Source organism: Xanthobacter nonsaccharivorans, from assembly GCF_043194755.2.
GTDB lineage: Bacteria > Pseudomonadota > Alphaproteobacteria > Rhizobiales > Xanthobacteraceae > Xanthobacter > Xanthobacter autotrophicus_G.
On sequence record NZ_CM195526.1, the window covers coordinates 2,398,767 to 2,412,941 of the forward strand.

The 14,175-nt window shown below is 67.0% G+C and carries 9 protein-coding genes and 2 pseudogenes; 1 reads left to right on the forward strand and 10 read right to left on the reverse strand.

Annotated elements, in window-relative coordinates; genetic code table 11:
* Positions 1–11: 11 nt before the first annotated feature.
* The 9 genes and pseudogenes from moaA to V5F59_RS11030 form a co-directional block, all read right to left on the reverse strand.
* A complete protein-coding gene (moaA, locus tag V5F59_RS10990) occupies positions 12–1,040 on the reverse strand; it encodes a GTP 3',8-cyclase MoaA (RefSeq protein WP_393977269.1) in 1,029 nt (342 codons plus the stop codon).
* Positions 1,041–1,225: 185 nt separating this feature from the next.
* Positions 1,226–1,861 (reverse strand): annotated as a pseudogene (locus tag V5F59_RS10995) (carbonic anhydrase); the annotation flags it as partial.
* Positions 1,848–2,201: a hypothetical protein gene (locus V5F59_RS11000; protein ID WP_393977271.1), complete on the reverse strand. Its 354-nt coding sequence runs from the start codon at positions 2,199–2,201 to the stop codon at positions 1,848–1,850. The pseudogene V5F59_RS10995 and the gene V5F59_RS11000, both read right to left, overlap by 14 nt.
* A 9-nt stretch (positions 2,202–2,210) precedes the next feature.
* On the reverse strand, positions 2,211–3,053 hold the full coding sequence (locus V5F59_RS11005) for a peptidylprolyl isomerase (RefSeq protein ID WP_393977273.1): 843 nt from the start codon (positions 3,051–3,053) through the stop codon (positions 2,211–2,213).
* Between the two features lie 5 nt (positions 3,054–3,058).
* A complete protein-coding gene (narI, locus tag V5F59_RS11010) occupies positions 3,059–3,835 on the reverse strand; it encodes a respiratory nitrate reductase subunit gamma (RefSeq protein WP_393977275.1) in 777 nt (258 codons plus the stop codon).
* 12 nt (positions 3,836–3,847) lie between these two features.
* Complete coding sequence (narJ, locus tag V5F59_RS11015; RefSeq protein WP_393977277.1) at positions 3,848–4,558, reverse strand: nitrate reductase molybdenum cofactor assembly chaperone; 711 nt, start codon at positions 4,556–4,558, stop codon at positions 3,848–3,850.
* Positions 4,558–6,084, reverse strand: coding sequence for a nitrate reductase subunit beta (narH, locus tag V5F59_RS11020; protein WP_393977279.1), 1,527 nt, complete (start codon positions 6,082–6,084; stop codon positions 4,558–4,560). The genes narJ and narH overlap by 1 nt, the downstream gene beginning before the upstream one ends.
* Complete coding sequence (locus V5F59_RS11025) at positions 6,081–9,824, reverse strand: nitrate reductase subunit alpha (protein WP_393977281.1); 3,744 nt, start codon at positions 9,822–9,824, stop codon at positions 6,081–6,083. Before V5F59_RS11025 ends, narH begins: the two co-directional genes overlap by 4 nt.
* Before the next feature lie 17 nt (positions 9,825–9,841).
* Positions 9,842–12,598, reverse strand: a complete 2,757-nt coding sequence (locus V5F59_RS11030) for a nitrate/nitrite transporter (RefSeq protein ID WP_393977283.1) — start codon at positions 12,596–12,598, stop codon at positions 9,842–9,844.
* 249 nt (positions 12,599–12,847) lie between these two features.
* Between V5F59_RS11030 and V5F59_RS11035 the strand changes: the two genes are divergently transcribed.
* Positions 12,848–13,543, forward strand: coding sequence for a helix-turn-helix domain-containing protein (locus V5F59_RS11035; protein ID WP_393977285.1), 696 nt, complete (start codon positions 12,848–12,850; stop codon positions 13,541–13,543).
* A gap of 64 nt (positions 13,544–13,607) precedes the next feature.
* On the opposite strand, the pseudogene V5F59_RS11040 reads toward V5F59_RS11035, so the two are convergent.
* A pseudogene (locus tag V5F59_RS11040) lies at positions 13,608–13,862 on the reverse strand (Arm DNA-binding domain-containing protein); the annotation flags it as partial.
* Positions 13,863–14,175 lie beyond the last annotated feature (313 nt).

The following is a 14,175-nucleotide window of genomic DNA, read 5'->3' on the forward strand; positions in this document are numbered from 1 at the left end:
GTCCTCTCGTGTCAGCCGCCCAAGGCGGACATGTGCCGCGCCAGGGCCGGAGTCCCGTCTCGGGCGATGACGAAGTCGTGCCCGCGGGGCTTGGCCCGGATGGCCTCGGCGATCGCCGCGCGCAGGGCGCCGCCGTCCGCGCCGGCGCGCAGCGGCGTCCTGAGGTCGAAGGCGTCCTCCTGCCCGAGGCAGGTGTGAAGCACGCCGGTCGCGCTCACGCGCACGCGGTTGCAGCTCTCGCAGAAGGAATGGCTCATGGGGGTGATGAAGCCGAGGCGCCCGCCGGTCTCCAGGATGCGGGTGTAGCGCGCGGGCCCGCCCGTGCGTTCCGGCGTGTCGGTGAGCGTCAGGCGGGTCTCGATCAGCCGGCGCAGCGCATCAAGCGGGAAATACTGGTCGATGCGGTCGCCCCCCACGTCGCCCAGCGGCATGGTTTCGATGAAGGTGAGGTCCATCCCGCGGCCATGGGCGAAATGGATGAGATCAAACACCTCGTCCGGCGTGACGCCCGCAAGGGCCACCGCGTTGAGCTTGACCTTCAGCCCGGCCTCCAGCGCGGCCAGGATGCCGTCCATCACCACGCCCAGGCTGCCCCGGCGGGTGATGGCGCGGAAACGCGTGGCGTCGAGCGTGTCGAGGGAGACGTTCACCCGCTTCACACCCGCACGGGCGAGGTCGTCCGCATGGCGCGCGAGCTGGGTGCCGTTGGTGGTGAGCGTGAGCTCCTTCAGCGCGCCGGTCGTCAGATGCCGGGAGAGGCCGCCGAACAGGTCCATGACGCCCTTGCGCACCAGGGGCTCGCCGCCGGTGATGCGCAGCTTGGTGACGCCGGCCGCCACGAAGGCGGAGGCCAGCTTGTCCAGTTCCTCGATGGACAGCACCTGGTCGCGCGGCAGGAAGGTCATGTCCTCCGCCATGCAATACACGCAGCGCAGGTCGCAGCGATCGGTCACCGACAGGCGCAGATAGGTGATGCGGCGGCCGAACAGGTCGACCATGGCGCAGGTGGAGGAGGCCGCAGGGGACACAGCGCTGGGCATCAGAGGGTCTCCTGCGGCGGCGCGAAGGATCGTGCCGCGCCTGCGCCCAGGCCGAACGCACCGCAGGTGCAGCCGGCGCCACAGGGGGCGACCTCTTCCACGTCCATTTCGAGGAAGGCCGCGATGGCATGGCGGCGGGCCGCCGTCATGGGCTCCACGGGCACCGCCATCAGCGCATCGAGCGTGGGCAGGGCGGCAAATTCGGCGGGCGAGGAGACGGTGGTGCCGAGGTCGCGCAGCAGGCCGTCGCCGATCCCGTAGATCCAGCCGTGCACGGTCACCTCGGTCCCCCGCGCCCATGCGCTCTTGAGCACCGGCGTTGCCGCGAGGCGACGGATCTGCATCTCGACATTCAGCTCGCACAGGCGGTCCAGCCGGTTCTCGGCTGAGGCGTCGATGGTGGCGCGGTGGCGGACATAGAGATCGACGACAGGGGCGAGCCAATGGTCCACGAGGCTGCTTCCGCCCGTGCCATCGGCATTTTCCAGCGCCCGCCGCACGCCGCCGCAGCCATAGTGGCCGCAGACGATGATGTGCCGCACCCGCAGTATCTCCACGGCGAATTCCAGCACCGCCAGCATGTTCATGTCGCTGGAATGGATTACGTTGGCGATGTTGCGATGGACGAAGATCTCGCCGGGATCGAGCCCCACCACGTCGTTGGCCGGCACCCGGCTGTCCGAGCAGCCCACCCAAAGGAAGCGGGGTGCCTGCTGCTCGGCGAGGCGGCGGAAGAAGGTGGGGTCCTCCGCGGTCTTCCGGCCGGCCCAGGCGAAGTTCTTGTCGAACAGCTCGTCAAGAACGGTTTCAGCCCGGCCCATGGTCGTGCCCTCCGCAGCCGCCTCCGCCGCACCCGCAGCCTGCTTCCTCGGGAGAAGGTGCGGCATCCTGCTTCAGCGACCAGTCGATCATGGCGCGCAGGCAGGTGGCGGCGGGGTCCGAGCCGCGCTCCAGCGCGGTCATGAGCGCAAGCCAGTCCTCGTCGCTCGCGCCATCGCTGAAGCGGGCGCAGGCGCCCGCGGCATAGTCGGCCGCGCTCTCGCCGAACCGCGCGCCGGCCTGCGCCACGCGCGCTGCGAGCGTCACGTCGCCGAGGGCGAACAGGGTTTCCTGCGCGAACCGCTGATCCTGCAAGTGCCGCAGGAGGACGCCAAGCAGCATCTTTTCCTCCTATTGCACGAGCGGCGTGGCAGCGCCCTCGAGGGTCACGCCGCGAATGTCGGCCTTCCCTGCGAGCAGACTGAGATACTGGCGCACCGCGATGTGCCAGGAGGTCACCTCCAGATGCGCCGCGATGGCCGCCTCGGCCGCTTCGAACGGCATCTCCGCGCCGGCGATGCGTTGGGCGACCCGCACGATATGGAAGCCGTAACGCGTGGAAACCAGTTCCGGATGGACCGGGCCCGGTACGATGGCGGGCAGCGCCGCCTCGAATTCCGGCGCTGTCTGTCCCGGGCCGATCTGGCCCAGGCTGCCGCCCACGTCGCGTGATGGGCAGGCGGAATGCGCCCGGGCCATGTCTTCGAATGCGGCTCCGTCCGAGATCAGGCAGCGCAGCACCGCCTCGGCCTCGGCCCGTGCCGCCGAACGGCGCGTCTCGTCCGTCGCTGGGGCAGGGATGAGGATGTGCGACACCTCGTAGAGGTCGTCCGAGCGGAAGGCCGTGCGGTTGCGCTCGAAATAGCGGCGGCACGTGGCGGTGTCGGCGTTCGGTACCATCACCTCGCGTTCGAGAAGGGCGCGTATGAGCGCCTCTTCGTCGGTTTCGCGCGTGCCGTCCGCGTCGGTCGCCGGCTTCGGGTCGATGCCGAGGCGTCGCGCCTCGGCGAGGAGGAGCTCGCGCACGACGAGGGCGCGCGCGGCGGCGCGCCAGGCGTCCACCGGTGTCTTCGCCGAGTGGTGCTGGATCTCGCGGGCGATGGCGCTGCGCGGGATGACCACGCCGTCCACGCGCACCTCGTCCGGGCGTTGGAGCGGGCGAGGGGAGGAGGAGGTGCCGATGATCTCGGTCATTGCGCCTACTCCGCCGGGCGGCCGAGGGGACGGGTCGCCGCCGGCCGGACCGCGGCCAGCGTGCGGCCCGGCACGGCGGGTCGGGCTGTGGGCCGGGGGAGGCGCGTGCGCACCACCTGATAGCCCTGGCGACCGAGATACCAGACCGGCGCGCTCCACACGTGCACGAGGCGGGTGAAGGGGAAGACGAGGAAGATCGTCATGCCCAGCAGCAGGTGCGCCTTGAACAGGGGGCTGACGTCCGCCACGAAGGCGGCGGCCGAGGGCTGGAGGGTGAGGATGCCCTGCGCCCAGTTCATGAACTTCACCATCTCGTGCCCGTCCATATGGTGGAGCGAGACGAAGATGGTGGAGAGCCCGAGGGTGAGCTGCACCCACAGGAGCAGCAGGATGGCGGTGTCGCCGAAGCTCGAATTGGCGCGGATGCGCGGATCGAGCAGGCGGCGGTGAGCCAGCAGCGCGATGCCCACGAAGCACATCACCCCGGCGATGCCACCCACCGTGATGGCGAGGCCCTGCTTGAACGAATGGGAGATGCCGAGCGCATCGAACACCCAGATGGGCGTCAGCAGCCCGCCGGCGTGGCCGATAAAGATCACCAGGATGCCCACATGGAACAGGTTCGATCCCAGGCGCAGCTGCCGGCGGCGCAGGAGCTGGGAGGAACCGGTCTTCCAGGTGTACTGCTCGCGGTCGAAGCGGATCAGGCTGCCGAGCAGGAACACGGTCAGGCAGAGGTAGGGGTACCAGCCGAACAAGGCGGCGTTGATGGTGTCGGACATGGGCGTCCTCCCTCAAGCTGCGGTATGGCGCGCGTCGCGCTGGGCGGCACGCAACTGGGTTCTGAAGCGGTCCACGGAGCAGCCACCCATGCCCTCGCCCGGTCCGAAGGTGACGGCGGTCTCCTCCCAGGCCGCATCGAGGGCGGCGAGGTCGTCCGCCGGTTCCTCGTGCGCCGGGGCCGGGGACGAGACAGTCACCGCGCCGTCCGTCGCCAGCGTCCGCAACGCCGCGAACACCGCAGCGTAGGCGGAGCCTCGGGCCGCGAGCCGCTCCTCCAGATCCGAGAGGATGTGGGCGATGTCGGCGATGAGCCCTCGCGCCTCGGCCAGCGGCCGTGTCGAGAGGAACTCCAGGAACAGGGGCAGGTAGTCCGGCAGCTCGTTGGCGATGAGGACCAGCCCGCCCTTCTCGTAGAGCGCGGCGAGATCCACCATGGCCTGCCCGCGATCGCGGCTTTCCCCATGCACGTGCTCGAACAGGTGCAGCGACAGGCGTCGCGTGCGGTCGAACAGGCCGACATAGGCCTCCTGCAAGGCAAACAGGTCGTCCTGCGCCAGTTCCTCGATGAGGGGAGCAAGACCGGCACGTGCCGGCTCGCCCACAAGACCCTCCAGCGCCAGCACGTCGGCGATGGCCGGCGCGGTGGCCACCAGATCCTCCCCCGGATAGGTGAGGAGTGCGGAAAGCGCCTTGAACGTCAGGTTCGGGGATGCGTTCGCCATCACTCCACCTCCATGGGGGTGCGGGCCTTCTTGGTCGAAGGACCACCGAACAGGTTGACCTCGCTGTCGCCGCCGGAGCAGCCGTTGCCGAAGGAGAAGCCGCAGGAGCCGCGCAGATCGTAGGCGTCCTCGCTCCATTCCCGGTGGGCGGTGGGGATGACGAAGCGATCCTCGTAATTGGCGATGGCCATCACCTGGTACATGTCGTCGATGGCTGCGCCGGTGAGCCCCACCTTGGTGGCGATGCGCTCGTCGATGCGCCCGTCCACGGTCTTCGCACGCATGTAGGCGCGCATGGCCAGCATGCGTTCCAGCGCCAGGGCGACCGGCTCCTCGTTGCCGGCGGTGAGGAGATTAGCGAGATACTTCAGGGGGATGCGCAGGGAGCGCACGTCCGGCATCTCGCCGTCGAGCCCCATCTTGCCGGAGGCCGCCGCCGACTGGATGGGCGAGAGCGGCGGCACGTACCACACCATGGGCAGGGTGCGGTATTCGGGATGAAGCGGGAAGGCCACCTTCCACTCCATGGCCATCTTCCAGATGGGCGACTGGCGCGCCGCCTCGAGCCAGGCATCGGGCACGCCATCGGCGCGGGCCTGCGCGATGACGGCGGGGTCCTTCGGGTCGAGGAAGAGGTCGAGCTGGGCCTGGTAGAGCTTCTTCTCGTCGGCGACGGACGCCGCCTCCTCGATGCGGTCGGCGTCATAGAGCAGCACGCCGAGATAGCGGATGCGCCCGACGCAGGTCTCCGAGCACACGGTGGGCTGGCCCACCTCGATGCGCGGATAGCAGAAGATGCACTTCTCCGACTTTCCCGAAGACCAGTTGTAGTAGATCTTCTTGTAGGGGCAGCCGGACACGCACATGCGCCAGCCCCGGCACTTGTCCTGGTCGATGAGGACGATGCCGTCCTCTTCCCGCTTGTAGATGGCGCCCGAGGGGCAGGCCGCCGCGCAGGCGGGATTGAGGCAATGCTCGCACAGGCGCGGCAGGTACATCATGAAGGTGTTTTCGAACTGGCCGTAGATGTCCGCCTGGACACCCTCGAAGTTCACGTCCTTCCGGCGCTTCTCGAACTCGCCGCCGAGGATCTCCTCCCAGTTCGGCCCCCATTCGATCTTCTCCATCCGCTCGCCGGAGACGAGGGAGCGCGGGCGCGCGGTGGGGAAGGCCTTGGACTCCTTTGCCGTGTGCAGGTGTTCGTAGTCGAAGGTGAAGGGCTCGTAATAGTCGTCGATCTCCGGCAGGTCCGGATTGGCGAAGATGTTGGCGAGGATGCGCCACTTGGCGCCCATCTTCGGCTCGATCTTGCCGTTGGCCTTGCGGCGCCAGCCGCCGTTCCACTTCTTCTGGTTCTCCCATTCGCGCGGATAGCCCACGCCGGGCTTGGTCTCCACGTTGTTGAACCATGCGTACTCGACACCCTGGCGGCTGGTCCACACGTTCTTGCAGGTGACCGAGCAGGTGTGGCACCCGATGCACTTGTCGAGGTTCAGCACCATCGCGATCTGGGCACGGATCTTCATTGGGCCATCTCCTTCGCCGGAGCGGTCGAGAGAGGCTCTTCCAGCCAGTCGACCTTGTTCATCTTGCGGATGACCACGAACTCGTCGCGGTTCGATCCCACGGTGCCGTAGTAGTTGAAGCCGTAGGACTGCTGGGCGTAGCCGCCGATCATGTGGGTCGGCTTCAACACCGTGCGGGTGACCGAGTTGTGGATGCCGCCGCGGTTGCCGGTGAGCTCGGAGCCGGGCGTGTTCACGATCTTTTCCTGGGCGTGGTACATCATCATCATGCCCGGCATGACGCGCTGGGAGACCACCGCGCGGGCGGTGAGCGCGCCGTTGGCGTTGAACACCTCCACCCAGTCGTTGTCGACGATGCCGGCCGCGCGGGCGTCATCCTCCGACACCCACACCACCGGGCCGCCGCGGTTCAGCGTCAGCATGAGGAGGTTGTCGGTGTAGGTGGAGTGGATGCCCCACTTCTGGTGCGGGGTGATGAAGTTGAGAACGATCTCCTTGTGCCCGTTGGGCTGCGCGCCCTTGATGCCGGGGATGGTCTTGAGATCCACCGGCGGCTTCCAGGTGACGAGGCCCTCGCCGAAGGCCCGCATCCACAGGTGGTCCTGGTAGAGCTGCTGGCGGCCCGAGAGGGTGCGCCAGGGGATCAGCTCGTGCACGTTGGTGTAGCCGGCGCTGTAGCAGACCTTCTCGCTCTCGATCCCCGACCAGGTGGGGGAGGAGATGATCTTGCGCGGCTGGGCCTGCACGTCGCGGAAGCGGATCTTCTCGTCCTCCTTCGCCAGCGCCAGGTGGGCGTGCTCGCGCCCGGTGGCCTTGGACAGGGCGTCCCACGCCTTCACCGCCACCTCGCCATTGGTCTCCGGCGCCAGCATCAGGATGACCTCGGTGGCGTCGATGTCGGTCTCGATCTTCGGCAGGCCCTTGGCCGGCCCGTCGCGATGCACGCCGTTGAGGGCGCGCAGGGCGTCCACCTCGTGCCCAGTCTTCCAGGCGATGCCCTTGCCGCCGTTGCCGATGCTCTCCATCAGCGGGCCAAGAGCGGTGAAGCGGGCATAAGTCGCGGGATAGTCGCGGGTCACCACGGTGACCTGGGGCATGGTCTTGCCGGGGATCGGCTCCACCTCGCCCTTCTTCCAGTCCTTCACGTCGACGGCCTGCGCCAGCTCGCCCGCCGTGTCGTGGAGGATGGGGGTGAGGACCGTGTCCTCCTCGACGCCCAGCACCTCGGGCGCGGCCTGCGAGAAGGCCTTGGCGATGCCCTTGTAGATGTCCCAGTCGGAGCGGGCCTCCCACGCCGGATCCACCGCCGCGGACAGCGGATGGATGAAGGGGTGCATGTCCGAGGTGTTGAGGTCGTTCTTCTCGTACCAGGTGGCGGTGGGCAGCACGATGTCCGAGTAGACGCAGGTGGTGGACATGCGGAAGTCCAGAGTCACCAGCAGGTCGAGCTTTCCCTTCGGCGCCTCCTCGTGCCAAACGACTTCCCTGGTGCGCACTGCGCCTTCCGCGCCGAGATCCTTGCCCATGACACCGTTCTCGGTGCCGAGCAGGTGCTTCAGGAAGTATTCGTGGCCCTTGCCGGACGAGCCGAGCAGGTTGGAGCGCCAGACGAACAGGTTGCGCGGCCAGTTGGCCTCGTCGTCCGGATCGTGGCAGGACAATTCCAGCTCTCCGGACTTCAGGGCGGAGGCCACATAGTCCTTCACCTCCCGGCCCGCCGCCTTGGCGCGCGCGGCGATATCGAGCGGGTTCTGCTTGAGCTGCGGCGCCGAGGGCAGCCAGCCCATGCGCTCGGCCTTCACGTTGTAGTCGATGAAGGTCTGGTTCCAGTCCCCCTCGGGCGCGGTGGGCGAGAGGATCTCGCCGGCGGTCAGGGTTTCATAGCGCCACTGGTCGGTGTGGGCGTACCAGAAGGACGTGGCGTTCTGCTGGCGCGGCGGGCGGCACCAGTCGAGGCCGAAGGCCAAGGGCTGCCAGCCGGTCTGCGGCCGCAGCTTCTCCTGCCCCACATAATGCGACCAGCCGCCGCCGGACTGGCCGATGCAGCCGCAGAACACCAGGAGGTTGATCACCCCCCGGTAGCTCATGTCCATGTGGTACCAATGGTTCATGGCGGCGCCGATGATCACCATGGAGCGGCCGTTGGTCTTCTCGGCGTTGGTGGCGAACTCGCGCGCCACGGTGATGATGGCCTCGCGCTTCACCCCGGTGATGCGCTCCGCCCAGGCGGGAGTGAAGGGCACATCCTCGTCATAGGAGGTGGCGACATGGTCGCCGCCGAAGCCGCGGTCGAGGCCGTAGTTCGCCAGCATCAGGTCGTAGACGGTGGCGACCTTCATCTCCCGGCCGTCAGCGTCGATCAGGGTGCGCACCGGCAGGTTGCGGGTGAGGATCTCCCCGTGCTGGGTGGCGACGAAATGCTCCGTGGCTCGCCCGCCGAAATAGGGGAAGTCCACCGCCGCGACCTCGGCCCCATCGCCGGCCAGGGTCAGTTTCAGGCGGATGTCGCGGCCCTGCCCGTCCTTTTCCTCCAGGTTCCACTTGGCCTGCTCGCCCCAGCGATGGCCGATGGAGCCGAGCGGCGCCACGAGGTCGCCGGAGGCCTCGTCCAGCGCCACCGTCTTCCAGTCGGGATTGTTAGCTTCGCCCAGCGCTCCCGGCAGGTCCGAGGCGCGCAGCATGCGCTCGGGCACGAGCTTCCCATTCCGCTCAACCAGGCGGACCAGGAAGGGCATGTCCGAGTAGCGCCGCAGGTAGTCGTCGAAATAGGGCACCTGCCGGTCGAGGTGATATTCCTTCAGGATCACGTGGCCCATGGCCAGCGCGAGGGCCGCGTCGGTGCCCTGCTTGGGGTTCAGCCAGATGTCGGCGAACTTGGTGGCCTCGGCATAATCCGGCGAGACCACGGCGCTCTTGGTGCCCTTGTAGCGGACCTCGGTGTAGAAATGGGCGTCCGGCGTGCGGGTCTGCGGCACGTTGGAGCCCCACACGATGATGAAGCCGGCATTGTACCAGTCGGCGCTCTCCGGCACGTCGGTCTGCTCGCCCCAGGTCTGGGGCGAGGCGGGCGGCAGGTCGCAATACCAGTCGTAGAAGGACAGGCACACGCCGCCGATGAGCGAGAGATAGCGGGCCCCCGCCGCATAGGAGACCATGGACATGGCGGGGATCGGCGAGAAGCCCGCCACCCGGTCCGGCCCGTGCTTGCGCACGGTGTAGGCGTTGGCGGCGCCGATCAGCTCGTTCACCTCGTCCCAGGTGGAGCGCACCAGGCCGCCATGGCCGCGGATGGAGGTGTAGGACGCGCGCGCCTCGGGATTCTCCACGATGGAGGCCCAAGCCGCCACCGGCGGCAGCTTCGCCCGCGCCGCCCGCCACAGCTTGAGCAGCCGACCGCGGATCATCGGGTACTTCACCCGCGCGCCGGAATAGAGGTACCAGCTGTAGGACGCCCCGCGGGCGCAGCCGCGCGGCTCGTGGTTGGGCAGGTCCGGCCGCGTGCGCGGATAGTCCGTCTGCTGGGTTTCCCAGGTGACGATGCCGCCCTTCACGTAGATCTTCCACGAGCAGGAGCCGGTGCAGTTCACGCCGTGGGTGGAGCGCACGATCTTGTCGTGCTGCCAGCGCTTGCGGTAGCCGTCCTCCCACGAGCGGTCCTCGTGGGTGACGATGCCGTGGCCGTCGGAAAAGGGCTCGGTCTCGCGGCGGAAGAAGGTGAGCCGGTCGAGGAAATGGGACATGGGTCCTGCGCCTCCGCTTACTCGGCCGCAGCCGGACGGGGAGTGGTACGCGGGGCGATCCCGCGCTCGATGTCGTGGAGCAATCCGCCCTTGCGGGTGTAGACGGCCCATGTGAGTACGAGGCAGCTCACGTAGAAGATGAGGAAGGCCCACAGCGCCGCCTCGGGGGAGCCCGTCAGCGCGATGGAGGTGCCGTAGCCCTTGGGGATGAAGAAGGCCCCGAAGGCGGCGATCGCGGAGGTGAAGCCGGTGATGGCCGCCGCCTCCTTCTCGGCCTGCCGGCGGCGCGTCTCGGCATCGGCGGCAGGCATCAGGCGATCCATCTCCTTCGCCATGATGGCGGGGATCATCTGGAAGGTGGAGGCGTTGCCCACCCCGGTGGCGAAGAACAGCACCAGGAAGCAGCCGAAGAAGGCCCAGAACGCCCAGGGCTCGGAGCGCATGCCGATGGACCACAGCACGCCGGACACGCCCGCCATCATCAGCAGGAAGACGAAGACGGTGACGCGCCCTCCGCCGAAGCGGTCCGCCAGCCAGCCCGTGCCGGAGCGCGCCAGCGCGCCGACGAGCGGACCGAGGAAGGCATAAGTGAGGGCATTCACCTCCGGGAAGAGGATGTTGGTGAGCAGCGGAAAGCCCGCCGAATAGCCGATGAAGGAGCCGAAGGTGCCGGTGTAGAGCCAGCACATGATCCAGTTGTGCTTGCGCTGGAAGATCACCGCCTGCTCGCGGAAGGAGGCCTTGGCGGAGGCGATGTCGTTCATGCCGAACCACGCCGCGAAAGCGGACAGGACGATGAAGGGCACGAAGACGAAGCCCGCATTCTGCAACCACAGGGGTGCAGGTCCAGCCGCCGCCTTCACCATGGCCGGGTCGCCGCCCAGCTTGCCGAACAGACCCATGGTGATGACCAGCGGCACCACGAACTGCACCACGCTGACCCCGAGGTTGCCGAGGCCGGCATTGAGCGCCAGCGCGTTGCCCTTCTCCGCCTTCGGGAAGAAGAAGGAGATGTTGGCCATGGAGGAGGCGAAGTTGCCGCCGCCGAAGCCGCACAGCAGCGCGAGGATCAGCAGCACCACATAGGGCGTGTCCGGGTTCTGCACCGCATAGCCGATGCCGAGGGCGGGAATGATGAGCGACCAGGTGGTGAGGGTCGTCCACAGCCGCCCGCCGAAGATGGGCACCATGAAGGAGTAGAAGATGCGCAGCGTCGCCCCGGTCAGCCCCGGCAAAGCGGCGAGCCAGAACAGCTGGTCGGTGGTGAACTTGAAGCCCACCAGCGGCAGCTTGGCCACCACCACCGACCAGACCTGCCAGATGGCGAAGGAGAGCAGCAGCGCCGGGATGGAGAGCCACAGATTGCGCCGGGCGATGGCGCGGCCGGTGGAGGTCCAGAAGCCCGGGTCCTCCGGCCGCCAGTCGGTGAGGACGGCGCCCTTGACCGGCGCCGGGGTGGCGACGGCGGCCGGCATGCCCTGCATTTCCGGCAGCTCGGGCAGCGTCTCCAGCGTCTGGCTCGTGGCCTCCCGCTCCATCTGGCGGATGGCGAAGTGCATCCACGCGAGCGCGCCCGTGGCGAGGATGAACAGCAGCATGAAGCAGCTGGTCCACAGTCCGGTCAGGTCGTTGAGCACGCCGAACATGAGCGGCAGGACGAAGCCGCCGAGACCGCCGATCATGCCCACGAGGCCGCCCACGGCGCCCACGTTGTTCGGGTAATAGACCGGGATGTGCTTGTAGACGGCGGCCTTGCCCAGCGCCATGAAGAAGCCGAGGACGAAGATGGTGACGGTGAAGCCCACCACGCCCATCTGCATGTGGAAGGCGATGGGGCCGTTGATGCCCTGCACCACATAGTCAGTCGGCGGATAGGACAGGATGAAGGTGGCCGCCACCGAGACCAGGAAGGTCCAGTACATCACCCGCCGCGCGCCATAGACGTCGGAGAGGTGGCCGCCATAGGCGCGGAACAGGCTGGCCGGCACCGAGAAGAAGGCTGCGATCATGCCGGCGGTTTTGATGTCGAGGCCGTAGACCTTCACCAGATACTGGGGCAGCCACAGCGCCAGCGCGACGAAGGCGCCGAAGACGAAGAAATAATAGAGCGAGAAGCGCCACACCTGGACGTTCTTGAGCGGCTCCAGCTCGAGCCACGCGCTCTTCGGCTTGATGCCGAGGCGACGGCGCTCCACGAGCACCGGATCGTCCTTGGTGGTGACGAAGAAGATGATGGCCATGACCACCAGCGCCGCCGCCCACACCTGCGCCACCATCTGCCAGCCGAAGGCGACGAGGACGAAGGGGGCGAAGAACTTGGTGACCGCGGCGCCCACGTTGCCGGCGCCGAAGATGCCCAGCGCCGTGCCCTGCTTCTGCGGCGGGTACCAGCGCGAGACATAGGCGACGCCCACAGCGAACGAGCCGCCGGCGATGCCGACACCGAGGGCGGCGATCAGGAACTGCGGGTAGGTGGTGGCGTAGGTCAGAAGGAACGTGGCCACCGCCGCCGCGAGCATGGTCAGGGTGAAGACGATGCGCCCGCCGTAGAGGTCGGTCCAGATGCCGAGCGCCACGCGGATGAGCGAGCCGGTGAGGATGGGCGTGCCCACCAGCAGGCCGAACTGCGTGTCCGAAAGCCCCAGATCCTGGCGGATGCGGATGCCGATGATGGAGAAGATCGTCCACACCGCAAAGCATACGGTGAAGGCGACGGTGCTCATGGCGAGGGAGGTCCGCTGATCGGCGGCGCTCACGTCTCGAGTGGGTTGCATGGCTTGATCTCGCCCGTTTCAGGCGCACGCCTACGTCGTGCGGACCGCAAACTGCTGGAAACGGTAGGGATCATCTTTGACTTATATCAGTATCACCAAACGGATCATTGGAATATTCGATCACTTGTGTGATTTATATATATCGAATGCTGATTTATGTCTGCGTTCTTGGCATGCGCATCTGCATCGATTGACATTTGTCAAGTTTGATCCTTTATTCGGGTGCTGGCTTTAGATCGAGGACTCCCGATGCGGCCTGAAGATGCCGCGGCTATCCGCACCCTGCCGCTGTTCCGCGACGCGCGGGAGGAAACGTTCTCGGAATTGGTGCGCGCCGGCTTTCTCCAGCGTTTCCCGCCCGGCGTCACGCTGATCAACGAGAATGAAACCGCGGATTTCCTGCACGTGGTGGTGGAGGGGCTGGTGGAGCTGTTCGCTACCGCCGGCGACCGCGAGACCACGATGAGCATCGTCGAGCCGGTGGGCACCTTCATCCTCGCCGCCGTGCTGAGCGATCAGGTCTATCTCCAGTCCGCCCGCACGCTGGAGAAGGCGCAGGTCCTGATGATTCCGGCAGAGAAGGTGCGGGAGGCGCTGGGGACTGACCTCGCCTTCACCAGCGCTGTGGTCGGCGAGCTCGCGCGCGGCTACCGGCGCGCCATCAAGGAGGTGAAGGGCCAAAAGCTGCGGACCGGGGCGGAGCGGCTCGCCAACTGGCTGCTACGGCAAGCCGTTTCGAGCGGTGCGGAGGCTCGGGTCAAGCTCAGGTTCGAGAAGCGGGTATTGTCCTCTCTGCTCGGCATGACGCCAGAAAACCTGTCGCGCGCCCTTTCCACCCTCAAGCAGCATGGCGTTGTTATTCGGGGTCCGGAAATCCTCATCCAGGATCAAGGGGCGCTGCTCCGCTTCGCCAATCCCAGTCCGCTTATCGACGCGCCGGAATGAGGCGCGCGGGCGTGCGGCAGGGCGGCTGCAGCGACGCGTTGAAATGTGAAAGGCCGGGGCACGATCACCAACGCAACCGTGCCTGCCGCGCCAAGCCACGGGAGCGAAGCTGTGATCCCTGCAAGTGTGAGGGCGCCGCAGGGTCGCGCCGAGCCTTGAGGGTTGTCTTCGCCTCGTCACGGATGCGACGGCTCTCGACGAGCCCAACACCAAGGTAGGCTCCGAATGAAAGCGTCTTCTCCCGCCCGCGGATCTCGTAACGCATCCGCCACAGGCGCGCGCCAGTCGGCGAGACCACCAAATGGAGGCTTTTTCCATCGGCGAGCTTGAAGGGTTTATCACCTTTCGGCTTGGCAGCACGAAGGGCCGCATCCGTAAGCTATCCGGCAGCCACCCGATACCCGGTTTTCATTGAAATTCCCGGGTATCGGGTACCCGGTAGGCAGAGGATGGGATATTTTTGAGTTGGAATACAATAGCCCTCAACGGAAACAAGCCGCCGGAACGAGTTGTTCTACAAATTCGAGAGTTGGAAACGGTTGGACTTAGTTGAAGTGGCGGAAGGGGTGTCGGTCTAACGATCGAAATATGCTATTGAAATTTAAGCAACAAAATTTGTGGATAACCGATAG